The 24382-nt window shown below is 55.6% G+C and carries 25 protein-coding genes; 19 read left to right on the top strand and 6 right to left on the bottom strand.

The window, feature by feature from the left end; all coding sequences use genetic code 11:
* Positions 1–45 precede the first annotated feature (45 nt).
* On the top strand, positions 46–822 hold the full coding sequence (locus PA598K_RS07710) for an SDR family oxidoreductase (RefSeq protein ID WP_128656375.1): 777 nt from the start codon (positions 46–48) through the stop codon (positions 820–822).
* 91 nt (positions 823–913) lie between these two features.
* On the opposite strand, the gene PA598K_RS07705 is transcribed toward PA598K_RS07710, so the two are convergent.
* Positions 914–1162, bottom strand: coding sequence for a NifU family protein (locus PA598K_RS07705; protein WP_128656374.1), 249 nt, complete (start codon positions 1160–1162; stop codon positions 914–916).
* A gap of 80 nt (positions 1163–1242) precedes the next feature.
* Here PA598K_RS07705 and PA598K_RS07700 point away from each other — a divergent pair, with 80 nt between their 5' ends.
* Positions 1243–1512 (top strand): YuzB family protein, encoded by a 270-nt coding sequence (locus tag PA598K_RS07700; protein ID WP_128656373.1) that lies wholly within the window; start codon positions 1243–1245, stop codon positions 1510–1512.
* Between the two features lie 17 nt (positions 1513–1529).
* Here PA598K_RS07700 and PA598K_RS07695 read toward each other — a convergent pair whose 3' ends face one another.
* Together PA598K_RS07695 and mqnE are read right to left on the bottom strand one after the other, a co-directional pair.
* A complete protein-coding gene (locus PA598K_RS07695) occupies positions 1530–2591 on the bottom strand; it encodes an NAD(P)/FAD-dependent oxidoreductase (protein ID WP_128656372.1) in 1062 nt (353 codons plus the stop codon).
* Positions 2592–2912: 321 nt separating this feature from the next.
* On the bottom strand, positions 2913–4016 hold the full coding sequence (mqnE, locus tag PA598K_RS07690) for an aminofutalosine synthase MqnE (RefSeq protein WP_128656371.1): 1104 nt from the start codon (positions 4014–4016) through the stop codon (positions 2913–2915).
* Between the two features lie 265 nt (positions 4017–4281).
* Here mqnE and PA598K_RS07685 point away from each other — a divergent pair, with 265 nt between their 5' ends.
* The 10 genes from PA598K_RS07685 (at position 4282) to sda (ending at position 14514) form a co-directional block, all read left to right on the top strand.
* Positions 4282–4644, top strand: coding sequence for a HesB/IscA family protein (locus PA598K_RS07685; protein WP_128656370.1), 363 nt, complete (start codon positions 4282–4284; stop codon positions 4642–4644).
* A gap of 194 nt (positions 4645–4838) precedes the next feature.
* Positions 4839–5591: an SDR family NAD(P)-dependent oxidoreductase gene (locus PA598K_RS07680; RefSeq protein WP_185601681.1), complete on the top strand. Its 753-nt coding sequence runs from the start codon at positions 4839–4841 to the stop codon at positions 5589–5591.
* Between the two features lie 28 nt (positions 5592–5619).
* Positions 5620–6780, top strand: coding sequence for a galactonate dehydratase (dgoD, locus tag PA598K_RS07675; RefSeq protein ID WP_128656368.1), 1161 nt, complete (start codon positions 5620–5622; stop codon positions 6778–6780).
* A gap of 63 nt (positions 6781–6843) precedes the next feature.
* A complete protein-coding gene (locus PA598K_RS07670; protein WP_128656367.1) occupies positions 6844–8928 on the top strand; it encodes a DUF6259 domain-containing protein in 2085 nt (694 codons plus the stop codon).
* 31 nt (positions 8929–8959) lie between these two features.
* Positions 8960–9613 carry a GntR family transcriptional regulator gene (locus PA598K_RS07665; RefSeq protein WP_128656366.1) on the top strand — a complete coding sequence of 218 codons (654 nt, stop codon included), beginning with the start codon at positions 8960–8962 and terminating at the stop codon, positions 9611–9613.
* Positions 9614–9637: 24 nt separating this feature from the next.
* Complete coding sequence (locus tag PA598K_RS07660) at positions 9638–10606, top strand: ABC transporter permease (RefSeq protein WP_221414105.1); 969 nt, start codon at positions 9638–9640, stop codon at positions 10604–10606.
* A gap of 12 nt (positions 10607–10618) precedes the next feature.
* Complete coding sequence (locus tag PA598K_RS07655; RefSeq protein WP_128656365.1) at positions 10619–11494, top strand: carbohydrate ABC transporter permease; 876 nt, start codon at positions 10619–10621, stop codon at positions 11492–11494.
* 52 nt (positions 11495–11546) lie between these two features.
* Positions 11547–13052, top strand: coding sequence for an extracellular solute-binding protein (locus PA598K_RS07650; protein WP_128656364.1), 1506 nt, complete (start codon positions 11547–11549; stop codon positions 13050–13052).
* A gap of 405 nt (positions 13053–13457) precedes the next feature.
* On the top strand, positions 13458–14129 hold the full coding sequence (locus tag PA598K_RS07645) for a YheC/YheD family protein (RefSeq protein WP_128656363.1): 672 nt from the start codon (positions 13458–13460) through the stop codon (positions 14127–14129).
* Between the two features lie 241 nt (positions 14130–14370).
* The gene (sda, locus tag PA598K_RS07640; RefSeq protein WP_128656362.1) at positions 14371–14514 is read left to right on the top strand and encodes a sporulation histidine kinase inhibitor Sda; all 144 of its coding nucleotides are present in this window, start codon (positions 14371–14373) and stop codon (positions 14512–14514) included.
* A 148-nt stretch (positions 14515–14662) separates the two neighbouring features.
* Here sda and PA598K_RS07635 read toward each other — a convergent pair whose 3' ends face one another.
* Positions 14663–15685, bottom strand: a complete 1023-nt coding sequence (locus PA598K_RS07635; protein WP_128656361.1) for an NAD(P)/FAD-dependent oxidoreductase — start codon at positions 15683–15685, stop codon at positions 14663–14665.
* Between the two features lie 291 nt (positions 15686–15976).
* On the opposite strand from PA598K_RS07635, the gene PA598K_RS07630 reads away from it, so the two are divergent.
* Entirely contained in the window at positions 15977–17170 is a 1194-nt protein-coding gene (locus PA598K_RS07630) for an NAD(P)/FAD-dependent oxidoreductase (protein ID WP_128656360.1), read from the top strand.
* On the top strand, positions 17170–17442 hold the full coding sequence (locus tag PA598K_RS07625; protein ID WP_128656359.1) for a hypothetical protein: 273 nt from the start codon (positions 17170–17172) through the stop codon (positions 17440–17442). Before PA598K_RS07630 ends, PA598K_RS07625 begins: the two co-directional genes overlap by 1 nt.
* Positions 17443–17592: 150 nt before the next feature.
* Here the strand turns inward: PA598K_RS07625 and hemQ are convergent, their stop codons facing one another.
* Positions 17593–18342: a hydrogen peroxide-dependent heme synthase gene (gene hemQ, locus PA598K_RS07620; RefSeq protein ID WP_128656358.1), complete on the bottom strand. Its 750-nt coding sequence runs from the start codon at positions 18340–18342 to the stop codon at positions 17593–17595.
* 118 nt (positions 18343–18460) lie between these two features.
* A complete protein-coding gene (locus PA598K_RS07615; RefSeq protein WP_128656357.1) occupies positions 18461–19204 on the bottom strand; it encodes an endonuclease/exonuclease/phosphatase family protein in 744 nt (247 codons plus the stop codon).
* 132 nt (positions 19205–19336) lie between these two features.
* Here PA598K_RS07615 and PA598K_RS07610 point away from each other — a divergent pair, with 132 nt between their 5' ends.
* The 5 genes from PA598K_RS07610 to cysT all read left to right on the top strand — a co-directional run.
* Positions 19337–19624, top strand: a complete 288-nt coding sequence (locus PA598K_RS07610; RefSeq protein ID WP_185601679.1) for a YuiB family protein — start codon at positions 19337–19339, stop codon at positions 19622–19624.
* A gap of 291 nt (positions 19625–19915) precedes the next feature.
* The gene (locus PA598K_RS07605; protein ID WP_128656356.1) at positions 19916–21415 is read left to right on the top strand and encodes a DnaD domain protein; all 1500 of its coding nucleotides are present in this window, start codon (positions 19916–19918) and stop codon (positions 21413–21415) included.
* A 15-nt stretch (positions 21416–21430) separates the two neighbouring features.
* Positions 21431–22384 (top strand): primosomal protein DnaI, encoded by a 954-nt coding sequence (gene dnaI, locus PA598K_RS07600; protein ID WP_128656355.1) that lies wholly within the window; start codon positions 21431–21433, stop codon positions 22382–22384.
* Between the two features lie 275 nt (positions 22385–22659).
* Positions 22660–23769: a sulfate ABC transporter substrate-binding protein gene (locus PA598K_RS07595; protein ID WP_128656354.1), complete on the top strand. Its 1110-nt coding sequence runs from the start codon at positions 22660–22662 to the stop codon at positions 23767–23769.
* A 30-nt stretch (positions 23770–23799) separates the two neighbouring features.
* Positions 23800–24382 (top strand): sulfate ABC transporter permease subunit CysT (gene cysT / locus PA598K_RS37815; RefSeq protein ID WP_260405307.1); only part of this gene is annotated, 583 nt, incomplete at its 3' end.

Raw genomic sequence — 24382 nt, 5'->3', positions numbered from 1 at the left:
TAGCAGTAGCAGATACGCACTATGGCGTGACAAGGGGGAGAAGCCATGGACTTGAGCGGCAAAACCGCCCTCATCACCGGGAGCGCCAAGGGGCTAGGCAAAAGTACGGCCTTGCTGCTCGCCGGTTACGGCTGCAACATCGTACTGAATTATGTCACGAGCGAGCAGGCGGCGCGGACGTTGGAGCAGCAGATCCGCGACATGGGGGTGCGCTGCATCGCCATCCAGGCCGACATCGCCGACCCGGAGCAGGCCGAGCGGTTGGCCGATCAGGCGGAGGCAGCTTTTGGGGGCATCGATATTCTGATCAATAATGCAGGACCCTTCATCCGCGAGCGGCGGGTATTCCTCGAGTATAGGCGAGAGGAGATTACAGGACTGCTGCATGGCAATCTGCTCGGCGTGATGCTGCTCGATCACCGGATGCTGCCGGGCATGCGCTCGCGCAACTGGGGCCGGATCATCCACTTTGGCTTCGGCCATGCCGGGGAAGCGAGAGCCTGGCCGCATCGGGCGGTCTATGCAGCGGCTAAGACAGGGCTCGTCTCTTTTACGAAGACGCTGGCAGTCGAAGAGGCGGCGCATGGCATTACGGTCAATATGATCTGTCCCGGCGATATCCGGGGGGAGAATAAGGAAAAGACGATCGACGAGGTCAAAGGGCAGATCGACGACGAGTCGCCGCGCGGCAGACCCGGCACCGGCGAGGATATTGCACGGGCGATCGCTTTTCTTTGCGACAGCAAGTCGGATTTCATCACGGGCAATATCCTCGATATCACCGGCGGCCTTGATCCGATTCGCCGTACACTGAAAGGGTAGATACGCGCGCCCGCCAGGAGCTTGGAAATAAAAAAAGTCTCGCCGCTGACGTGTGTCACGTCCAGCAGCAAGACTTTTTGCCATCACTGGCTTAAAATACTTGTACGACCTCTTCGATGCCCTCGACTTCTTCGAGCAGCGCGCGCTCGATGCCAGCCTTCAAGGTGATCGTGGAGCTCGGGCAGCTACCGCAAGCGCCCATCAGCTTCAGCTTGACGATGCCGTCCTCGATCTCTACGAGCTCAACGTCGCCGCCGTCGCGTTGAAGGAAGGGGCGCAGCTTGTCGAGAACGTCCAGCACTTCATCATATTTAGAAGGGGTTTGGGTATTGTCACTCATATTTATCGACTCCTTTCTTTCTTTATTATAGTACAAAGTGAAGCAAATGAAAATGGTTCTTAAAAGGTCAGGTGAAAAAGATGAATGCTATCGTAGAGTTTTGCGCAAGCAATATGCACCATGGCACCGACCAGCTCTTGCGAGAGCTCGAAGAGGACGATTCGATCGACGTGATCGAATACGGCTGTCTGGGCAACTGCGGCGAATGTTATCTGTTCCCGTACGCCCTCGTCAACGGCGAGATCGTCGCCGCCGAGACTGTCGAAGAGCTGACCGTCAAGGTCAGGGCGAGTATCGCCGAGCAGCAGGCGGAGCGCGATGCGCTCGACAAGCTACTGGATGACCTGTAATCAAGCGCGTATACTGCCTAGCCGGAGTGGTGCTTGGAGCGCCAGAGCACGCCGGACTTGAGCACGCGAGGCACCCGTCCCATAATTGCCGTTCGACCCATTAGGCCGAAGCCGGCTTTTTTGCCGAGGGAGCCGAGGACGCCCTTGAGCTTGATCCGACTGAGCCTTGGGGAGCGGCCATACCACTCCGCCGACAGGATCTCAGCGATCTGCTTGCCCTGGGCGCCTGCCGCTTGGGCGCTTGGCGAGAAGGGGAGAGCGGCACAGTCGCCGACGACGAATACCTCGGGATGATCCGGCAGCCGGTGCTGGGCGTCGATGATCAGTCGACCTTGACTGTCCTTGGGCAAGTCGATCCGCTGCACGATCGGCACCGGCTGGATGCCTGCGGTCCAGACGGTCACGTCTGTCTCTAGTCCCTCGTCGCGATTGTAGACGATGCCCCGCTCTAATCGGCTGACCGAGACGCCGCCGACCGTACGGACATCATGCTCGTGCAGCCAGCTCGATACATAGCTCTGGAGCTTCCCGGGGAAGGCCGAGAGGATGCTCTCGCCGCGGTCGAGGATCTGGATATTGAGATCGCGGCGTGCCTCCCGCAGCTCGGCGGCCACCTCGACGCCGCTCAGTCCGCCGCCGACGATCGTGACCTGGCCGTAAGGCTTGACATCGCCGAGCAACCGGTAAGTCTGTCGAGCCGCCGAGAACGTCTGCAGCGACGTCGAGTGCTCCTGTGCTCCGGGTATGTCGTGATAGCGATCAGTGCAGCCGAGCGCGATTGCCAGCCAGTCGTAGGCGATAGGATCTTCGCCGGCCATATGGATCAGACGGGCGTTCAGGTCGACATCCGTCACTTCGCCGTGCTTCAGTACGAGCCTGGGATCGGCGGGGTATTGTACTCGCAGGTCATAGTCGGCGACCGTGCCGGCGACCAGCGCATAATATTCTGTTTTGAGCCCTTGATAGGGCATCCTGTCGATCAACATGACGACGACATCGTCAGGGATATGTCCTTCGAGCAAGGTCTGGGCGATCGTGATGCCTCCGTATCCGCCGCCCAGGATAATGAATCGTTTCATTGGCACACCAGCCCTTATGTTCGACTTCGCAAGTAGCCGCCCGTTATAGAGGATGCTCAAAAACCACGCTTTTGATCACGATGTATTTCAACGATGCATTTCCACATCGAATGTTGAATTCATCCAGAAACTCCGGTGCTCACGTAGCTCCACTACGCTCCGCTCCTCGTTTCCTCCTTCATTCAACCTTCTCGGTGCTGAAAAGCGTGCTTTTTGAGACGAATTTAGTAGAGGATGCTCAAAAACCACGCTTTTGATCACAAGCGTCAGACTGCCCTCAAAATAAAGAGCCTACGGTCACGGGATCGTTCTTCCCGCGCACTACTCGTACACTTGCACCTCATTGTAGAAGGTGTCGCGCTCGACCGGGATACGCCCGGCGCCCTTGACGAGCCAGATCAGATCCTCGCGCGTGATGCCCTCCGGCGTGAGGGCGCCTGCGGCATGGCTGATCCGCTCCTTGACGATCGTGCCGTGTACGTCGTCGGCGCCCATCGCCAACGCCACCTGCGTCAGCTGGGTGCCGATATTAATGAAGTAGGCCTTGATATGCTGGATATTATCGAGCATCAGGCGGCTGATCGCGATCGTCTTCAGATCCTCGAAGGCCGAGTTGCGGCGACGGATGCCGGCGCGCGGATTGATCGGCTGCATCGACAGCGGGATGAACACCTGGAAGCCTGCCGTATCGTCCTGGAGATCCCGGATATGCATCATGTGCTGGATGCGCTGCTCATGAGTTTCGATGGAGCCGTACAGCATCGTCGTGTGCGTCCTCAGACCCAGCTCGTGAGCGGTACGATGCACCTCCAGATATTGACTGACATCGGCTTTGTCGACGCGCATCTTCTTGCGATATTGGTCGGAGAGGATCTCCGCGCCGCCGCCGGTGAGCGTGGCCAATCCGGCAGCCATCAGCTGCTCGAGCACCTCGCGATAGCTCAGTCCGCTAATCCGCGAGAAAAAGTCGATCTCCGCAGCGGTGTAAGCCTTCAGCGTCACGTTCGGGTACTTGTCGCGCAGCGCACGCAGCGAGTCGATATAATACTGGAACGGTACATGCGGATTGTGGCCGCCGACGATATGGAACTCGCGGACGCCGGGATGGATATGCTGCTCGACGTATTCGATCATCTGATCGCCGCTCAGCGTGTAGGCGCCCTCCTGGCCTTCGTCCTTGCGGAAGTTGCAAAACGCACAGTGCGCTTCGCACACATTGGTGAAGTACAGGCTCATGTTTTCGATAAAATAGACGCGTTTGCCGTTTTTGGCCAGATTGACCTCGTTGGCCAGCTGGCCAACCGTCAGCAGATCGTCAGACTGGTATAAAAAAACGCCGTCCTCCAGCGTCAAGCGTTCCCCGTGGCGGACTTTTTCTGCGATGTCCTGCATTCGTTTCTCTGGCGTGGATAAAATAACATTCATAATAGCAGGAGCCTCCTTTATAGAAAGTAAGATCTTTTTTGTTAAGGGTTTGTGAAAAAAGGTACATCCCTCAATGCTTAAACAACTTCCATCTATTATAAACCTCCCCTACCCGGGCAGCAACAAGAAAAGTAAGTCACAAAGTAAAGTCCCGGGCAGCACAGCCGGTGTTCGCGCAGAACCGACAATAGCCTTGAGGCACAGGAAGAAGTGGAGTATAATAGAGGAAACACGGTGTGAGGCATACCGGATGGGAGGAATAACGATGATCGACATCAGCGAATCCGCAGTAACAAAAATCAAGGAAATGCTCTCTCAAGAGGACTCGCCGGACCTGTTCCTGCGCATCGGTATCAAGGAAGGCGGCTGTAGCGGCTTCTCCTATGGCATGGGCTTCGATGACGAGGTAAATGCCGGTGACCGTCAGCTCGAAATCGAGGGCTTGAAGGTCGTCGTGGACGATGACAGCGCCAAGTACCTGAACGGCCTCCAGATCGATTTCAAGGAGACCGCGATGAGCGGGGGCTTCACGATGGAGAACCCTAACGCATCGGTTACTTGCGGTTGCGGAGCCAGCTTCCGCACAGCGACAGATGCAGGCAAGCCCGCCGAAGCCGGCGAGTGTTAATTTGCTGCCGACGATATATACCAGTCCAACTCCAACCTTTTGCAGGGAGCATTTCCTTGCAGAAGGTTTTTTTGTGCTGGGAAAAGAAAGCGTTGACAATGTTCCGATGATTATATACAATTACATCAGATTTGATACAATAATAGATATTATATCTTTTAAAGATGTTTAACGATCGACAGGAGGGACTAAACGTGTTTCAGTTGGATGGCATGGTAGCGCTGGTCACCGGCTCCACGAGAGGGATCGGTGAAGGCGTGGCGGTAGGGCTCGCCAGAGCCGGCGCGGATATCGTCCTGAACTCGAATGAGGCGTCAGCCGAAGCGCAGCGTGTCGAAGAGACGATCAATCGTCTGGGAAGACGGGTCTGGTATGTCCAGGCCGACGTCGGCCGGGAACATGAGGTGCGCGGCTTGTTCGACGAGATAGATCGACGCTGCGGTAAACTGGACATTCTGGTCAACAACGCTGGCGTCTCGCGTACCGAGACGATCATGGAGACCGAGCTTGAGAACTGGAGCCAGGTGCTGGAGACGAATCTGACGAGTTGCTTCCTCTGCTCCAAATACGGGCTGGAACGGATGATGCGACAGGGGAGGGGAAGAATCATCCAGATCAGCTCGGTTGTGGCGCATCAGGGGGCTATCTTCGGACATGTCCATTACGCGGCTTCCAAGAGCGGCATGCTGGGACTGACCAAATCGCTCGCCCGTACGGCGGCGCCGTATGGAATTACTGTCAATGCTGTCGCCCCGGGCATTATCGATACCGAGTTGCTGCGTCGCACGCATGGGGAGGAGAGACTGGAGGAGCTGAGCCGCAGCGTGCCGTTAGGGCTCGGTTCCGTAGACGACGTGGCAGCGGCCGTCGTATTTCTGGCCAGCGACGAGGCACGCTACATGACAGGCTCGACGATCGACATCAACGGAGGTCTATACTTCCGGTAGACCGCCTAACAGGAGTGGGGGAGACGGATTGAAGATTATAGATATCAAGAGCTATACGGTATATTGCTATCGTACGAATTGGGTATTCGTTCAGGTTATGACAGATGAAGGAATCTCGGGTGTGGGAGAAGCTACGCTTGAGTACAAAGAGCAAGCGGTCGTAGGGGCGATTGCGGAGCTAAAGCGGTATCTGATCGGCAAGGACCCGACGCAGATCGAGCTTCATTATCACAATATTTATCGTGACGCATACTGGCGGGGGGGCGCGGTGCTGATGTCGGCGCTCAGCGCGGTCGAGGCCGCGATGTGGGACATTAACGGCAAGGCACTTGGCGTCCCTGTCTACCGGCTGCTGGGCGGCAAATACCGGGATAAGGTCAAGGTATATGCCAACGGCTGGTTCGCAGGCGCGACTGAACCGGAACAGTTCGCCGCGGCGGCGCGCCGCGCGGTCAATCGCGGCTTCAAGGGCTTGAAGTGGGACCCGTTCGGCCAAGCCTATATGAACATTTCCAGCGAACAAATGGAAAAGGCGCTCGCTTGCATGGCTGCCGTCCGCTCCGCAGTCGGACTCGGGATCGACCTCTTCATCGAGGGGCATGGCCGATTCAACGTTCCGACCGCCATCCGGATCGCGCGAGAGATCGAATCGTTTCAGCCCGTGTGGTTTGAAGAGCCGGTGCCGCCGGACAATCTCGATGCGCTCCTCCAGGTCAAGATGAAGTCCAATGTGCCGATTGCAGGAGGAGAGAGGCTGTACACTCGTCAAGGCTTCCGCGAAGCGCTCGACAAGAAGGCGCTGGACTATGTGCAGCCCGACGTCAGTCATGCAGGCGGCGTGCTGGAATGCCGCAAAATTGCCGCCATGGCAGAGAGCTGCTATATCCCGTTCGCACCACATAATCCTAGTGGCCCAGTGGCGAATGCCACGACGCTGCAACTGGCAGCTTGCACGCCGAATTTTTTCTACCTTGAGATTATGGAGAACGACGTACCGTGGCGCAAGGCGGTTACCGATGAGCGGCTAAGCTTTGAGGACGGCTATATGGCCATCTCCGATGCGCCAGGTCTGGGCATTGAACTGCGCGAGGAGCAAATCGGCGATTATCCCTATGCGCCCCGAGACTTGCGGCACTACAGCGGAGCGTTGACGGACATCCGCCCCCCGGAGTCTGAACCTTATTTTTAGAACGGCACGATGATTTGGAGTGATACAATTTTACGGCAGTGGCCGTATGGAGGACGATGTCTGATGTACCAGTTGACAAATGGATGGCTGACCGCCACATTCGACGAGCAGGCAAGGTTGGTATGGCTGTCCAACGCGAGGGATGCGCGCGGGAATGTCATCGCCAAGCCTGCCGCGGCAAGCTTCAAGCTGATTTTTAAGCAGGGAGACGATTGGGAGAATGCGGTCCGCTCCGATACGCAATTCTTTACCGTGAAGCAGGATGGAGATCGCCTAACGTTCTCGACGGATGAATTGGCGGTCCGAAGAGGGACAACCAAGATCGGGCTCACGCTGAGCGTTGAATTAAGGGAAGATTATCTGGTATTCGGAGCGGTCATCGATAATCGTGACGAAGCGTTGATTACTGATTTCGAATATCCAGTGGTAGGCACCATCCAAACGCTGGCAGGGGGCAAGCCCGCCCTGCTGTGGCCGCAGCAATGCGGACAGAAAATTACGAATGTCGGCCAATATTTGGCGAATATGAAGGAAACCCGGGAGCATCATTCCAATACCGTCCACCTTAGCTATCCCGGGGGCCATCCGAACGGCGGCAGCATGCAGTGGATGTCGTTGGTCGATGGCGATCAGACGTTGTTCCTGACTGGCCGCGACCCCGAATTCTACACCTCCAAATTGCTGGCGAGAGGCAATCCGAATGATCCGGGGGCAATTACGCTGTCGCTAGCAAAGATGCCGTTCGTCAAGCAGGAGGAACGGTGGGAGGCTCCGGAGACGACACTTACGCTCTATACGGGTAGTTGGCATCGAGGGGCTGATGCATACGCTGCGTGGGCAGGCGGCTGGCGAGCGGAATCGCACAAGCCGCAGTGGGTCAAGGACATGAAAGGATATTTCCTCGTCATTAACAAGCAGCAATTCGGAACGGAGATGTGGACATACGATGAGCTGCCCAAGCTGTATGAGCTCGCTCAGGCGCATGGCTGCGACACCCTTGGCCTGTTTGGCTGGTACGACAGCGGCCATGACAATCAATATCCCCATGTCCACGCCAGCGAATCGCTGGGCGGCGCAGAGGAGCTCAAGTCCAATATCAAAGCTGTACAGGCCGCAGGCGGCAAGGTTACACTGTATCAGCAAGGCCATCTGATCGATATCTCCTCCGACTTTTACAAGAACGGCGGCGACCGCCTCGAATCGAGAAGCCGCTGGAATGAGCCTTATTTCGAATTTTACAACAAGTCGCATCATAGCGCTTATCAGGCGAGCTATACGAGCAAGTCCTTTTCTATCTCCTGTCCTTCCTGTCCCGAATGGCGACAATTAATGAATGAAAAAGTGGATTACATCGCTTCCTTCGGCGCCGACGGCGTATTGTTCGACCAGATCGGCGGCATGCCGGCTTACCCTTGCTTTAACGAGGATCATCCGCATGCGAAGGGCAAGCCTTCGCTGTCCATGTCGCAAGGCAGGCTGCAACTGCTGGACGGAATTCAAGTGCGGACCAAGGAGATCGATAGCGAATTCGCATTTTTCACCGAGCATGTGACGGACGCCTACTCCGGTTCCGTTGATTGTCTTCATGGCCTGTTTGCGGAGCCGTTCAGAGTGTCGGGGCGGCTGGAGACGGCAACAAATGACGCGTTGTCCGAGACGCTCAATTACCCGGAGTTGTTCCGTTACTGCTTCCCGGAGACGATCGTCACGATTCGCAATCCGTATCCGTATATCGCGCCTCGCGTCGCGAACTATGCGTTCGCCTTTGGCTTGAGATACGAACTGGAGATCCGGTATGAGCGGGACCGCGATGATCTGTTGTCGGAACGTTATGTCGGCGAGCGAGACTATGCCAAGCGAGTGGCCGAGCTCCGCGCCAGATACTGGGACTTGCTGGGGACAGGCCGCTACCAGGATACCCGGGGCATTGCCAATGACAATCCGTCCATCATCGCCAAAGCTTATCGGAATGGCGACAGACTGGCGATCGCGTTGTGGAACGACACCGGTCTGGATGCGGAAGTCAGGCTGGAGGCGGCAGGCTATCGGCTGCTGGAGGTGGCTACCTTGGAGGAGACTTCCGCTCGCCTGCCGCATAAGCTAGCGCCGCAACAGATAGCGGTAGCATTATACGAGCAAAAGAATTAAAGAGGGTTAAATAAGGAAACGAGGTGCCCAAGTGACAAAAGGCTCAAAGGTGACGGCATATGCTCATGTCAAGGAAATGATTAAGGAAAGCATACTGTCAGGGGAAATTCCAGCTGGAGCGCGCATTACGATCGCCGAGATTACGGAGCGCTATGGTGTGAGCCAGATGCCGGTGCGGGAAGCATTCCAGATTTTGCAAGGGGAGGGCTTCATTGAACTGCTCCCTCACAAGGGGGCCAGCGTCAAGTCGTTGACGCCAGAGTATCTACGCAACATCTATGAGATCCGCGGGGTTGTGGAAGGACTGCTGGCCAGGCGGAGCATGCCAAATCTGACGCTCTCCGGTCTGAACCGACTCAAGGAGATCAACGCCAAGATGGAATCGCTCATCCAAAGCGGCTTGAACGCAGACGAAATTGTCCTGTTGGACCGCGAGTTTCATACGGCCATCTACGCCAGCAGCAACAATCCGGAGGCGCTCCAGATCTATGAGAAATACGTAGGTTTGATCGGCTCGCTGCGCAAAAAATACGGCTATGGGGCACAGCGCATAGACAATATCGTCAAGCAGCACTGGCAAATCATCGAAGCGTTGCAGGATCAGGACGCCGAAGCGTTAGAGAAGGTCATCCATCTGCATAGCGAAGGGGCAAAATTGGACTTGCTCGCGCTCATGTCGGAGTAATCGTTTGTTCGAGGAGGAATCAACTTGCAATCAACATCAAGCGGCTCGATACAAACGACCAAGTATCGAAGATCCGCGTGGCCATCGATACGCGAGAGACTGAAGAAGGACAAGCTGCTCTATTTAATGGCCGTACCCGGGCTCCTGTTTTTTCTTATCTTTCATTACGGCCCCATGTACGGACTTGTAGTGGCATTTAAGAAGTTTAACATTTACCAAGGAATTATCGCCAGCGAATGGGTCGGTCTCGATAATTTTCGCATCTTGTTCGAGATGTCCGGCTTCCGCAGGGCGTTGGCGAACACCATGATTATCGGCTTTTACCAGCTCGTGTTCGTCTTCCCCGCGCCGATTATCCTGGCGCTGCTGATCCACGAGGTGGCGCATTCGGCTTACAAGCGATTTATCCAGACGGTTATATATTTGCCGCATTTCGTTTCCTGGATCGTCATCGGCAGTATTTTGTACGCAATCTTGTCACCAAATACCGGCGTCGTTAGCGTCATTGCCTCATGGTTCGGTTATGATGGTTCGGTCATCAACCTTATGGGCAACACGGCATATTTTCGAGGCGTTCTAATCGTATCTAGCATATGGAAGGAAGCGGGCTTTGGCACGATTTTGTATCTCGCTACGATTGTCACCATCGATCCGCATCTGTACGAGGCGGCAAAGGCGGATGGAGCGGGCAAGCTCAGACAGCTCTGGCATATTACTTTGCCTGGCCTGCGCACGACGATCGTCATTTTGCTGATTTTCCATGTGGGAAATTTTCTGAATGTGGGTCTGGAGCAAGTGTATGCATTGTACAATCCAGCCGTATATCAAGTGAGCGAGATATTGGACACGTACTTGTATAAGCTCGCCTTCGAGGATGCAAAGTATGACTTGGCCGTCGCTTCAGGAATGTTCAAGTCGCTGGTAGGTTTGGCGCTTGTACTATTAGCCAACTATATCGCCAAAAAAATCGATAGCGACAGCGGCCTAATCTAGGGGGAATCGAAAATGACAAGCAAAAGCGATATGAACGGGGGACGGTGGGGATTGTATGCGGCCTTGTTCCTGTTCACGATGCTTACCCTCTATCCGTTCTGGCATGTGCTAATGTATTCCATCAGTGATCCCAAGCAAGCGATGAGCGGCGGTCTGTTTATCCTTCCGAAAGGATTTTCTTTTGATTCGTATCTGATGCTGTTTAGAAATTCAATGATTTTCGAAGCGTACTCCAACTCTCTGTTCCGGCTGTTCGCAGGGACGTTCATCAATGTGCTGTTGACGGCGATGCTGGCCTATCCGCTGTCGATTCGCAGATTTATCGGCAGGACGCCGTTGACGCTTTTCATTTTCTTTACGATGCTGTTCAGCGGTGGCATGATCCCGACCTATCTGCTCGTGAACTCGCTAGGTCTGGTGGATACGCTGTGGGCTCTGATCATTCCGTCAGCGATCAGCGCTTGGAATTTTTTCATTATGAAAAATTACTTTCAGAATCTTCCGCCTGAGATGGAGGAGTCAGCCAATATCGACGGGGCTTCGCCGATGCGTACGCTGGTCTCGATTATTCTCCCGATATCGATGCCGGTCATCGCTGCCATCTCGCTGTTCTATGGCGTTTGGCATTGGAACGCGTTTTTCGACGCCGTGCTGTACATTCATTCGCAGGACAAGCAAGTGCTGACTTTATTTCTGAGGACGATGATGAATTTCAGCGCGACCGAGTCCACCCGCTCGATGAACGATTCGGCGGCAATCGCGAATGTTTCGGAGGAATCGGTCAAGATGGCAGCGATTATCGCCGCCATGCTTCCGATGCTGCTTACCTATCCATTTCTGCAAAAGTACTTTGTGAAGGGGGTGTTGATCGGAGCGGTGAAGGGATAATGCAGGGCAATGGCGACAAGCGAACGGGTCAACTACTTGAGGAGGGTTACACATGAGAAAAAGAAGCAAGCATCGCATTGCGGTTGCTGTCGTCTATGCGTTTGCGATTGTGTTAATCGTATCGGCTTGCAGCGGTTCAAACAACAAGGGAACAGGACCGTCGGCCGCTGCCGATCCGCCGATGATAACGGCGTTGATGTCCAAAACGACCGATTTCCCGGAGGACAATACGGTTATCCAAGCCATTCGCGAGCAATCCGGCATTAATCTGCAGGTGCAGACCGTAAGCGGCGACGATTACGAGACGCGGCTCAATACGCTGCTTGTGTCAGGACAGCCGCCAGATATCTTCACAGTGAACAAGACGAAGATCCAGGAGCTGATCACTAACGGAGCGATTCTGCCGCTCGACGAGCTGGTCGAGCAACACGCGCCCAACATCAAGGAGAACCGCGGCGAATATATGAAGGGCGGCGCTTATGTCGACGGCAAGTCATACGGCATCCCCGACGGCTTCGTGCCAGGCAGCGCGCTCGCGATCCGCAAGGATTGGCTGGATAAGCTAAGCTTGCCTATGCCGACGAACTTAGAGGAATATGAAAACGCTCTCAAAGCATTTGTCAACGACGACCCTGACGGCAACGGATTGAAAGACACGATTGGGGTAGGATTGGCCATCCAGGTCGATCAGACGTGGGCGCATATCTTTGGCGCTTTCAACGTGCCGATGGGGAGAGCTGTGCTCGTAGACGGCAAGGTTACGCCGTGGCTGCTTGCACCTGGCTATTTCGAAGCGGTCCAATATTTGAATAAGCTGTATCATGAAGGGTTGATCGATCCTGAATTCGCCACTGTTCCGACGTTGCAGTCGTTCCAAAAGCTGTGGAACGGACAAGTGGGGGCTTACAATTTCAATGCTGACGGCATTACCCAGAACTGGTTAAGCCGCTATACAGAATCGCCGGTTCCCCAGTTTGAATATACATTGATTAAAGGACCGGACGGGCATGGCGGTTATCTGAACCCTAACGTAGCGGACAGCAATCAGTATGCGGTCATCTCCAGCAAGGCAAAGGACCCGGAAGCGGCAATCCGGGTGCTCGATTATCTAGTTAGTAAGGAAGGCGACGCTTTAACCTGGGCAGGCATCGAGGGAGCGCAGTATAAATATGAAAACGGCCAATTCCAATGGATCTCGCCTTACGAGGATGCGGTGAAGCTGCGCGATGTCGGCGGGTATGTGTATTCCGTGCTGCTCAATCGTATGGACGGGATGCGGGAGTCGCTGTTCAACGAGCAGACGAAGCAAGGCAGGAAGCTGGCGTTGGAGAACTTCATTGAAGAAGCGCACACCTATGGGCTGCCGCAGGTGCAAATAGACCGCGGAACTATGCTGAAGGATATGGAAAAGGAATTCCGCACGAAGGCCATACTAGCCAAGGATAACCTGGATAGACTGTACGAGGAGTTCAAGCAGAACTATCTGGCCGAGGGCGGCAGCGATTGGATCGAACAGGCAACGGCCATTTACAATGAAGAGCAAGCTTCGCGTCCATAACAAATCGTTTGAAAACACCTCAATTGTCACTAGACCCGGATCATCGGCCTCCGGGTCCTTTTTGGGTTGTAGCGGTCAGACAAAGTCGGGGCAAACGTTTGGTCGAGGAAATATGTGGGTAATAGGATGCATCTGAAAGCGGCGTCCTGAGGGGACATAAGAGCTATTCTCTAGCAAAGGGAGGGAGCGGTATGTTCACGAACGGCAAACGAAGAGGACAATCATTTTTTGTGAAGACGCGTAAAGGCAACTGGATCGAATTGCGACTCTTGTGTTGTAAATATTTGTGATAATGGCGCGAGCTTCGGATTCTCGCGGAAGTTCGCGCGAGACTAGACAACCATCCAAGAGATTTCATTCTCCCAAACATATACTAGCTTATCAAACATGCAAAGGAGAATGGGAATGGGAGAGGAAACCGGCAAACAATACGCCAGCAAATGGGTGAAAACGGCGGCATTATTGTCTCACCCTGCGATTGCGCCGCATATCCCGCCTACTCGGATGTACAATGATGCCAATCTGAAATCGATGCTTGCCGCGCACGGCATGGTCGTCATCAAGCCGGTGCGGGGAGCTGGGGGTCACGGGGTAATCAAGGTGTCTAAGCAAGGCGGGCGCTATGCGGTCAGCCATTATGACGATCGTCGCTTCTACGATACCTTCAGCGGCTTGACGTACGCGTTGTCGCAAATGAAGCGCAAGCGTCCCTATCTGATCCAGAAAGGAATCCAACTGGCGACGATCAGCGGCCGCCCGATTGATTACCGCGTGAAGTATGTCAAAGAAGAAAGCGGCTGGAGTTGTCGGGCGATGGTTGGACGGTTAGCCAGACACGGCTTGTTCGTAACCAACCTTTGTCGAGGCGGTACGCAGATGACTGCGGCCGAGGGGATACGTCGCTCGCTGTCCACATCGATGGTCAAGAGCAAAAAGCAGGAGATGCGTCGCTTGACCCGGCTTTCCACCGAGGTGTTGGAATCGAGGCTGCCTGGCATCGGCCAGCTAGGCTTTGATTACGGCCTGGATCGGCGAGGCAAGATCTGGATTTTTGAAGTGAATACACGACCGCAATAGGAGATATAAAAGATCGATAGATTTGGGCAACTCTATTAAATTTTTTTATCGTATAGTAGAGCTGCAAGGGCTGTGTATAACGCTATCCACATCATCCCCACTGTCAGGGCCCGCATTCGACAAGGATGCCCACATGTTGCACACAAGCTGTCCACAGGAGGTTGTGGATAACGGAACACTTGTTCCTGATAGAGCAACGTGCTAAGATGTGAAGGAACAAACAGGAAAGGAAGGGTTGATAATGGAGATTCTTTCGGATGAAATGCTCATCGACACCTATCAGACGGCTGTGAATCTGGATTTGGAACCGGATTTTTTGCAGCTGTTGCTCGCAGAGATCAACCGTCGCGAGATCACAGCTGAATGCTCGCTGGTCGGTGCCTGACTGCAATCCCCATGCCATCTATCGACACCTCCAATACTTATGATACACGCTTGAACAGGGTATGCCCGCTTGCGGATGCAGCGATCCGCAGGAGAGACATACCCTGTCTTTGTGAACATAGATGGAAGTAAGAGCTGGTAAGGCTTGATTACATCTTCATATTGCTGCTATGTCCGGGTGACAGCTTGGCGCTCGGATCAATGTAGACCTTGGCGTTGTTGATAGCAGTCGGCGCTTCGCCGAAGCCAACGGCGATCAGCTTCAGCTTGCCGGGATAAGTCGTGATGTCGCCGGCAGCGAACAAGCCCGGGATATTGGTCTCCATCCGCGAGTCGACGACGATCGAGCCGCCCTCGATCTGCAGTCCCCACTCGGCGATCGGTCCAAGCGAGGAGACGAAGCCAAAGTTGACGATGACCGCGTCGACGTCGATGGTTGTCGATTCCTTCGTCTTAATCTGCTCCAGCGTCACGGCCGAGATACGTTCGTCGCCGTGCATCTGGGTGATTTCGTAAGGCGTCATAATGTTGACTTTGGAGTTCATCAGATTTTCGACGCTATGCTCGTGCGCTCTGAATTTGTCTCTGCGATGCACGAGGGTGACCTGCTCGGCGATTGGCTCGAGCATAAGCGCCCAGTCGACCGCAGAGTCGCCGCCGCCGCTGATCAGCACTTTTTGCCCCTTGAACTGATGCAGGTCGTTGACGAAGTAATACAGATTGGTTTTTTCGTATTGCGCCGCCTCTGGCAGCTCCAGCCGCCGCGGCTCGAAGGCGCCGACGCCGCCGGTGATAATGACGGCCTTTGCGGTATGTGTCCCCTTGTTTGTCGTCACCTCGAAGTGACGCTCTTCTTTTTTGACGACCTGCAGCACTTTTTCCTCGAGACAGACTTCTGGTTGGAAGTGATCCATCTGCCGTTTCAGCAGATTGACGAGCTCCTGCGCCGTAACTTTCGGGAAGCCGGCCACATCATAAATGTATTTTTCGGGGTACAGCGCTGCGAGTTGTCCACCGAGCTGAGGCATGCTCTCCAATATTCGAACCGAAGCTTGACGCATGCCGGCGTAAAATGCCGCAAACATCCCAGCAGGTCCACCGCCGATAATAATAATATCCACTGCATTGTTCTCTTTGTGATTTGTCACAGTAGGCACCTCCAACAAATTCATATTTCTCTCACTACTCCATCATACGCTTTTATTGACGAAAAAAACAGATTTGTATATTGTTCTAAAGATTTTCGTATATTTTGTGCTTGAACTTTTACCGAAAAGCCGATATCATTTCAATGTGTATGTCGGAACGGGACGATTTGCCGCGCCCTGGTCCTTTTTCATAAGGAAGGACGGCAAGACACAAACTAAATAAGCTACGGAAGTAAAACTTTCTCCTTTAACTTGGTTTGTGTAATTTTTCACAATGGTGAACAAGACAAAAGAGGAATGGAAGGGATTGTCAAAATGAGTAACATACCAAAGATCGTCATTCTGGGAGCGGGCTACGGCGGTGTCTTGACCGCGCTTCGTCTGCAAAAAGAATTGAACTACAATGAGGCCGATGTGACACTGGTAAACAAACATGATTACCATTACATCACGACTCATCTGCATATGCCGGCCGCTGGCACGGACAATCCGGAGAATGCGCGCGTCAGCATCTCCAAGCTGATCGACGAATTCAAGATCGACTTCGTCAAGTCGACCGTCGTGCAGATTCGCCCGCAGGATAAGAAGGTCATCCTTGAGGACGGCACGCTGTCCTATGATTACCTTGTCATCGGCGTGGGCGGCGAGCCTGAGACGTTCGGCATCCCGGGACTGGGCGAATACGCGATGAATATCCGCAGCATCAACTCTGTCCGTCTGATCCGCGAGCATATCGAGTATCAGTTCGCCCGCTACAAGCGCGAGCCTCACCGTACGGACTACCTCACCTTCATCGTGGGCGGCGCCGGCTTCACCGGCATCGAGTTCATCGGCGAGCTGGCGGATCGCGTGCCTGAGCTGTGCAAGCAATTCGACGTCGACCCGGCGATCGTCAAGATCTATAATATCGAAGCTGCGCCGACGGCGCTGCCAGGCTTCGATCCTGAGCTGGTCGAGTACGCGATGGAGGTGCTCTCCCGCAAAGGCGTCACCTTCCGTATCGGCACCGCTATCAAGGAATGCTCGCCCGACGGCGTCATCGTCGGCGAGGGCGAAGAGATCCGTTCGCAGACCGTCATCTGGACGGGCGGCATCCGCGGCAACCGGCTGATCGAGGAAGCAGGCTTCGAGACGATGCGCGGCCGCGTCAAGATCGACGAGCATCTGCGCGCGCCAGGACATGAGAACATCTACATCGTCGGCGACAACTCGTTGATGTTTAACCCGGAGGGACGTCCATACCCGCCGACCGCTCAGATCGCCATGCAGCAGGGCGTCGTCTGCGCGCACAATCTGGTCGCGTCGATTCGCAACCAGCCGCTCAAATCGTTCGAATTCAGCAACAAAGGCACCGTAGCTTCCCTTGGCAAAGGCGAAGCGATCGGTATCGCCTTTGGCAAAAAATATAAAGGCCGTTTTGCAGCCTGGTTGAAAAAAATGATCGATATCCGCTATCTGTTCATTATCGGGGGCATTCCGCTCGTCCTGCGCAAAGGCAAGTTTTTCTAATGCGCCATTGCAGTGTACAAGTCCGAGGATTGCTGACGAGGGATGAACTGGACCGCTACAATGCATTGATGGAGGTGGGCTCCTATCTGGAGTCCCAGAGCCGCTACGATCTCGTCTATACAGTGCAGCAGGAGGTCGACCTGCTCGTGCAACCGGCGATCGAGCGGCTCAAGGAGAAGGGCCGCGACCGCGACCGCGCCACCAGGGAGTACCTGGAGGCCAAGGAGCGGCAGGCGCAGCAAGACAGCGAGAGCGAGTCGGACGAGTCCTGAGAAAGGCTCTTGTTGACCGGAGACTCGGCTCGGCTACTAGCAGGGCAGACTTAAAAAATAAAAAAGGGAAGTCCTGGCGGTTCAAGCCCGGGACTTCCCTTTTTTCGATCAACGGCTGTAAGCCGACAGTGTCAGCTCGGGGAGCATATATCAGACGCGCAGCATCGACTGGATGCCGTCTGGCGTCAGCAGGTTGCCGACATAGAAGTCGCCAAAGTCGGCGTAGCGGGCGCTCACTTCGTCGAAGCGCATCTCGTAAATCAGTTTTTTGAATTGCAGCGCATCGTCGGCGAACAGGGTGACGCCCCATTCCCAGTCGTCGAAGCCGACCGACCCTGAGATGATCTGCTTGACCTTGCCGGCGTACGAACGGCCGATCATACCATGGCTGCGCATCATCGTCCGACGCTCTTCCATCGTCAGCATATACCAGTTGTCGTTGCCCGATCGGCGTTTGTTCATCGGGTAAAAGCAAATATGCTTCGCTTTGGGCATGATCGGCTTCAGGCGTGCGACGACCTCGGGATTCTGCATCGGATCTCCCCCGCCGGAGCCAGCCAAGTAGTTGCTAAGCTCGACGACGCTAACGTATGAGTAAGTAGGTATCGTAAAGCGGGCGAGCGCGGACTTATTGAACGCCGTCTCGAGCAATTGCAGCTCCTCGAGCGTCTCCCGAAGGTGGACGAAGACGAGATCGGCTTTTTGTCCGACGATCGCGTAGAGCGCCGTACTGCCCTCGCGGTTCTCTTCGAGGCGCCTCCATTCGCCGACCAGACTGTGCAACTCGTCTTCGGCACGGCTTCTTTCTTCCTGGCTAGCGGCCTTCCAGGCCGTCCAGTCGATTCGTCTAAAGTCATGAAGGGCGTACCAGCCCTCCAGCGTTTGTGCAGCTTCACTCATGATTTACATGCTCCTTTGCTCATTGCTGATCGAAGTAATATGATTCAGGTGCGATAGACTCCATGATGTTATTGTAGCCTACTAGCCGGAATGGAGGCAAATGGCAAGCTTGTGACAGCTAGACGGTTGCAGCCTCTGGCAGTCGGATCGTCGCCAGCAGCGGCAGATGGTCGGAGGCGGTCGGGTCGCTGGCGACGGCTTCGACCTCGACGGTCTCGATGGCCGGCGAGACGAAAATATAGTCCTTTTGGGTGATCGGCCGAATCGACGGGAACGTCGGATAGGCGCTCTGCGGCTGACTGAAGCAGACATCGCTCGCCTTGGCCATCAGCTTGCGCCACAGGCTGCAGCCGGGGGGCATGTTCATATCGCCCATCAGCACGCTAGGCGCGGCAGTCCCGGCGATGCGGCGCGCCAACAGCTCTACCTGGACGCGCTGGATCAGGTGGGCGATGCTCAGATGGGTGACGAACACCTTGAGCAGCCGCTGCGGTGCGACTTCAATATCGGCCTCGAGGACGGCGCGCGGCTCGCTGATCGTCAGCGCCCGCGACTTCAGCCCGTGATTGGCCATGGCGACGACCGGGTGACGAGAGAGCAGCGCATTGCCGTATTCGCGCATCTGGTCTCGCTTGCGGCGAGAGATTGCCGCGCCAAATGCGCCCTCCATCCCCAGCGTCCGGGAGAGCCAGGCGAATTGATCCTCGAAGCGGCTGCGGCGGCCAAAGCAACGGTCGACCTCATTGAAGCCGACGATATCCGGCTGCTGCCGCTCGATGAGCGCGGCGACGCGGTCGAGGTTGATGCCGCCGTTCATTGCCCGGCCGTGGTGAATATTATAGATCATCAATTTCAGTTCCAAGGAGCTTCACCTTTTCCATAGGTTGTTCACAACTGCTTCATTGACTTCACTTCGGCCATATCCTAAACTAACATAGAAGAGTTCCGCTTGCGCGAGCGTCTGGCGGATCAAGTGAGAAAGGGGCATTGAGCTGTGCTGCAGGTTATCATCGCTATGCTGTTGTTTTTCGTGATGATGTTCGGGATCGGCTTTATCCTGAACATGTTGATGAAGACAACCTGGTTTCCTATCTATCTTTACCTGATCGTGCTGCTGCCGCTCGGCATCTACTATACGTGGTCATCCGGCATGTCGTGGCAAGACAACTTGGCGGCCTATACGTATGTCGACATCCTGCCGGCGATTGCCGCGCTGATCGGCGCTTACGTAAGCGGCTGGGCGATCCGGGTGTTGCGGAAGAGCGGATTCAAGATGTATTAGGTCTACTTAGGATCCTCCGGCTGGAGGATTTTTTAGAATTCTAAGATTTTATAAGTTTCACACTTATATCTGCTTAGAATGCTCCGACAAAGCTTTCCGCACGTCCTGGAAGGACGACGAAGTCGTTTTTGCTTGTCCAATTTAAATTGTTTCCGGGGCTCCCGCCCCGATGTATGATACACTATAGCTATCAGCTATCAATGGCACCGACCGGCGAATGGCGCGCCAATATTTGCGGCGTCGTGAGCCGGTCGCATTATTCTAGTCTATAGGACGGATGGGGTAGATGCAATGCGCATCCAGAACATACATCAATTTACCGAGCATCATCGCTTCTACATGTATCGTGAATTTTCGCTAAGCGTCATCGACCAGAAGATGCTGCAGCTCGTCTATCAGCCGATGATCGGCGCGACAGCGACCGGACTGTACCAGCTCCTGTACTACCAGGTCGATACCGACCGGGTCGGCTATTCGGTCATGGAATCGCAGCGCAAGCTGTTCCTCGGTCTCGGCCTGGAGATGAACGATGCCGGTCGGCGGCAGCTTGCGCTGCAAGCTTCGCGGCTTGAAGCGGTGGGTCTGCTGCAGAGCTCGCGGCTGGTCGTGCCAGATGGCGAGGATGTCATCTATGAGTACGAGCTGTTGCCACCGCAATCGCCGGTCGAGTTTTTCCGCAACCAGCATTTGACGATGTATTTGCGCGACCAGGTCGGCAAGTACGCCGTGATTCATCTGCGCGAGCAATTTTTTGCGCCGGAGCCGGACGAGTTGGCGATGGCCGAGCCGGCCAAGGAGAATCTGTCGGTGCCGTTCTACGAGCTTTTCGAGCTCGGTACGACGGCGGTCGATCACGAGCTGGAGCAGGCGCTCACCGAGGTCGCTCCGGCTCGCCAGCCAGCGCCCCGGACCGCTGTCGAGACCGCAGGCATCCAGTATGGCGAGATTATCATGCGCTTCCCGCGGCATTCGGCCAATCGGCCGCATGTCGAGAAGCTACGCAGCGACGCCGAGGGCATGGCGACGTTGAACTATCTCGCATACAAGTACAATCTGACGGTCGTCGATCTATGTCGCTTGCTCGACGAGGATGGCGTGTTCACGGCGCGCGGCGAGTTGCTGGAGGAGGAGCTGCAGCTGCGGGCCAACCGGACGTATCGTCAGGAGCGCCAACGCGATGACGTCCGCCAGCGTACGCTTGCCCGGATCGCGTCTGCCGGAGGCGCCCCCGAGGAGGAGGAGCTGCCGGCCGAACATGCCGTCGATACGGAGCACCGGCTCGCCGTACCGGCGCAGCTCGCGGGACGCTGCGATGTCGCCCAGTACAATATGCTGATGCGCAATGAGCCGCATACGCGGTTTCTGCAGCGGTTTTTCCCCGGTGCGGTGCCGGAGTGGATGGACCGTGTATTCGAGCGGATCGATCTCAACTATCGATTGCCGGCTCCAGTTATCAATGTGCTCATCCACTATGTGCTTGGGCAGCCGGACAACAAACGGGTTAACAAGGCTTTCATCGACGCGGTCGCCTCCAACATGCTGGTGCGGCAGATCGATACGTTCGAGAAGGCGGTGCTGTACGTCCGCGAGCAGGAGGACAAGGATGCGCAGGGCGGCCAGGCGGAGGCGCGGCGTCCCGGCAACGGTGGTTCGCGTCAGCGGCCAGGCGGAGGCGCGCGGCGCAAGCCGGAGCTGCCGATCATCGAGGACAGCGGAGAGCGGCAAGAGATCAGCGAGCAGGAGCTGGAGGAGCTGCGTCAGCTGGCGCGCAAGCTGGATGGCAAGGGATAACGGAGGTGAGATGAGATGGAATCGTTAAGCCAAGTATTAAAGCAATGGCCGGGCGGACGTCAGATGACGAGGAAGGCCGACGATCTGCTGCGGGAGCTGCAGGCCGATCCGCTCGTGCAGCAGCTGCAAGCGCAGCATGAGGCGCTCGATGAGCGGCTGATGCGGCTCAACCTCAATCGCATCTACCAGTATGTCAAGGAGCGGCGTAATTGCAGCCAATGCCCGGGACTCGACCGTTGTCCCAACGACTTCGAGGGCCACTACACAGAGCTTGATATGGAGCAGCGCGCCGGCGTGCCGCAGCTCGACGACCGCAAGGTGCCGTGCAAGCTGCAGGTCGCCCGGGTGGCCGAGAATCGGGTGCGCAGCCGGGTGCGGAGTTTCTATGTCGATGATCGGGCACTCGAACAGGGCTACTCGGCCGACGAGATCATGCGCAAGGATGCCGAGCGCATCAAGGCGGTTGGTCAGATCATGCGCTATATCGATCAGACGCGGGAGCAGGGATTGCAGACCAAGGGCTTGTACCTGGCAGGCAAGTTCGGCACCGGCAAGACATTCCTGATGTGCTACATGCTGCACGAGCTGGCCAAGGCTGGCTACTCCGGCGTCATCGTCTACGTGCCGGAGTTCGTCGAGGACCTGAAGTCGATGTTCAACGAGCCGCAGCGCATCAAGGAGACGGTGGAGCTGATGAAGCATACTGATCTGCTCGTCTTCGATGATATCGGCGCCGAGAATCTCAATCCATGGGTGCGGGATCACGTCCTTGGGACGATCCTGAACTATCGGATGAATCGCAAGCCGACCTTTTACACGTCCAATCAGAACCTCGAGGTGCTCGAGCGCCACTTCAGTTTTACGAGCAAGGACGGCGACGAGCAGCACAAAGGACAGCGGCTGATGGACCGGATCCGGCCCTTCGTCGACTTTGTTGTCGTCTCCGGAGAGAACAAGCGAGGCCGCTGAGGAGCTTTAATGCAACGCCTGTATGAAGTGATTATAGACCCGGTTTGCCATTCGATTCGTTCGAAGGGCAGACCGGTTTTTTATGCTTTTATCGGGCGGAGTTTTTGTCAAAATAAAAGAAAGTTTGGAGGGCCTGATTTGCATTGACAAAGACAGGTTGCGGCTGGTATTATTCATCCATTACCTACTAAACAGATTGGAATAATTTCTAACCACCGGACCACCGGAGTAGAAATAAGACAGGTCTGTTAAAAACGCTAAGGGGTGTTTTTAAGATGAAAACCTATCTTTCTGCTCGACTTACGCTGCTGCTGCTAGCCTTCACACTGGTGATCTCGGCATGCGGCAGCAATGGCGGTGGAGCTTCGGAGAGTGAAGGCGCGAACAGCACGGACAGCGGCGGCAACACGACGCCTGCCGCCACAGAGACCGGCGCCGAGCCTGCGAAGCCGGTAGAGCTGCTTAATGTATCTTACGATCCAACCCGGGAATTATACGTCGAATTCAACGAAGCGTTCGCCAAGCATTGGAAGGAAGAGACCGGACAGACCGTCACCATCAAGCAATCGCACGGCGGCTCGGGCAAGCAAGGCCGCTCGGTCATCGACGGCTTGAAGGCCGACGTCGTCACGCTGGCGCTCGGCTACGACATCGATGCGATCGTCGAGCCCGGCCTGATCCAGCCGGACTGGCAATCGCAGTTTGAGAACAACAGCGCGCCTTACACCTCGACGATTGTCTTCCTCGTACGGAAGGGCAATCCGAAAGGCATCAAGGACTGGGACGACCTTATCAAGCCGGGCGTCGAGGTCATCACGCCGAATCCGAAGACCTCCGGGGGCGCTCGCTGGAACTATCTGGCGGCGTGGGGATATGCGCTCAAGCATAACAACAACGACGAGGCCAAAGCGGAAGAGTTCGTCGGCGCGCTCTTCAAAAACGTGCCTGTGCTCGACTCGGGCGCGCGCGGATCGACGACGACCTTCGTCGAGCGCAAAATCGGCGATGTGCTGTTGGCTTGGGAGAATGAGGCGCTGCTGTCGCTCAAGGAATTCGGGGAAGGCGAGTTTGAGATCGTGACGCCGTCGCTGAGCATCCTGGCCGAGCCGCCGGTCGCGATCGTCGACAAGGTTGTCGATGAGCGTGGCACGCGCGAGGTGGCCGAAGCCTACTTGCAATATCTGTACACCGAGGAAGGCCAGGATATCGCCGGCAGAAATTACTATCGTCCGACCCTGCCTGCGGTGGCCGAGAAGTACAAGGATCAATACGAGCAGATTGAGCTGTTGACGATCAACGACGATTTTGGCGGCTGGAAGACGGCGCAAGAGAAGCATTTCAGCGATGGCGGCACCTTTGACAAAATCTACGTTCCGGGCTCCTAATATGCGGGATAGCAAAGGAGCTGACTTCACATGAAAGGTTCCAAACGATCATCGCGTCGCGTCCTGCCTGGGTTCGGGCTTTCCATGGGCTTTACGATTTTTTACCTGGGGCTGCTGGTGCTGATTCCGCTCGCGGCGGTTTTCATCAAAACCTCGGGTCTGTCCTGGATTCAGTTTTGGGATACGGTCACCGCGCCGCGCGTGCTGGCCTCCTATAAAGTCAGTTTTTTGACATCGTTTTTCGCAGCGCTGGTCAATCTGGTGTTTGGTCTGCTCGTCGCCTGGGTGCTGGTACGCTACCAGTTCCCTGGGAGGCGGCTGATCGACAGTCTCGTCGATCTGCCTTTCGCCTTGCCGACGGCCGTCGCCGGGATCGCGCTGACGGCGATCTATGCGCCTAATGGCTGGATCGGACGTTATCTGGAGCCGCTTGGCATTAAGGTAGCCTTCTCGCCGATCGGCATTACGATTGCCCTCATCTTCATCGGTCTGCCGTTCGTCGTGCGTACGGTGCAGCCGGTCCTGCAGGATATGGAGCAGGATATGGAGGAAGCGGCGGCGATGCTCGGGGCGTACCGGCTCCGCACCTTCCTCACCGTCATCCTGCCGACGC

Origin of the sequence: Paenibacillus sp. 598K (assembly GCF_003851045.1) — a bacterium.
Taxonomy (GTDB): Bacteria; Bacillota; Bacilli; order Paenibacillales; family Paenibacillaceae; genus Paenibacillus_D.
This window is presented reverse-complemented; position numbering and strand designations above follow the sequence as displayed.

Excerpts from the sequence above, each read along its gene's own strand:
- PA598K_RS07605 (WP_128656356.1), top strand. The coding sequence starts at position 19,916 with ATGCGCATCCAGAACATACATCAATTTACCGAGCATCATCGCTTCTAC.
- PA598K_RS07685 (WP_128656370.1), top strand. The coding sequence starts at position 4,282 with ATGATCGACATCAGCGAATCCGCAGTAACAAAAATCAAGGAAATGCTC.
- PA598K_RS07635 (WP_128656361.1), bottom strand. The coding sequence starts at position 15,685 with ATGAATTTGTTGGAGGTGCCTACTGTGACAAATCACAAAGAGAACAAT.
- PA598K_RS07645 (WP_128656363.1), top strand. The coding sequence starts at position 13,458 with ATGGGAGAGGAAACCGGCAAACAATACGCCAGCAAATGGGTGAAAACG.
- PA598K_RS07630 (WP_128656360.1), top strand. The coding sequence starts at position 15,977 with ATGAGTAACATACCAAAGATCGTCATTCTGGGAGCGGGCTACGGCGGT.
- PA598K_RS07705 (WP_128656374.1), bottom strand. The coding sequence starts at position 1,162 with ATGAGTGACAATACCCAAACCCCTTCTAAATATGATGAAGTGCTGGAC.
- PA598K_RS07700 (WP_128656373.1), top strand. The coding sequence starts at position 1,243 with ATGAATGCTATCGTAGAGTTTTGCGCAAGCAATATGCACCATGGCACC.
- PA598K_RS07595 (WP_128656354.1), top strand. The coding sequence starts at position 22,660 with ATGAAAACCTATCTTTCTGCTCGACTTACGCTGCTGCTGCTAGCCTTC.
- sda (WP_128656362.1), top strand. The coding sequence starts at position 14,371 with ATGGAGATTCTTTCGGATGAAATGCTCATCGACACCTATCAGACGGCT.
- PA598K_RS07670 (WP_128656367.1), top strand. The coding sequence starts at position 6,844 with ATGTACCAGTTGACAAATGGATGGCTGACCGCCACATTCGACGAGCAG.
- PA598K_RS07655 (WP_128656365.1), top strand. The coding sequence starts at position 10,619 with ATGACAAGCAAAAGCGATATGAACGGGGGACGGTGGGGATTGTATGCG.
- PA598K_RS07695 (WP_128656372.1), bottom strand. The coding sequence starts at position 2,591 with ATGAAACGATTCATTATCCTGGGCGGCGGATACGGAGGCATCACGATC.
- PA598K_RS07710 (WP_128656375.1), top strand. The coding sequence starts at position 46 with ATGGACTTGAGCGGCAAAACCGCCCTCATCACCGGGAGCGCCAAGGGG.
- dnaI (WP_128656355.1), top strand. The coding sequence starts at position 21,431 with ATGGAATCGTTAAGCCAAGTATTAAAGCAATGGCCGGGCGGACGTCAG.
- mqnE (WP_128656371.1), bottom strand. The coding sequence starts at position 4,016 with ATGAATGTTATTTTATCCACGCCAGAGAAACGAATGCAGGACATCGCA.
- PA598K_RS07650 (WP_128656364.1), top strand. The coding sequence starts at position 11,547 with ATGAGAAAAAGAAGCAAGCATCGCATTGCGGTTGCTGTCGTCTATGCG.
- PA598K_RS07625 (WP_128656359.1), top strand. The coding sequence starts at position 17,170 with ATGCGCCATTGCAGTGTACAAGTCCGAGGATTGCTGACGAGGGATGAA.
- hemQ (WP_128656358.1), bottom strand. The coding sequence starts at position 18,342 with ATGAGTGAAGCTGCACAAACGCTGGAGGGCTGGTACGCCCTTCATGAC.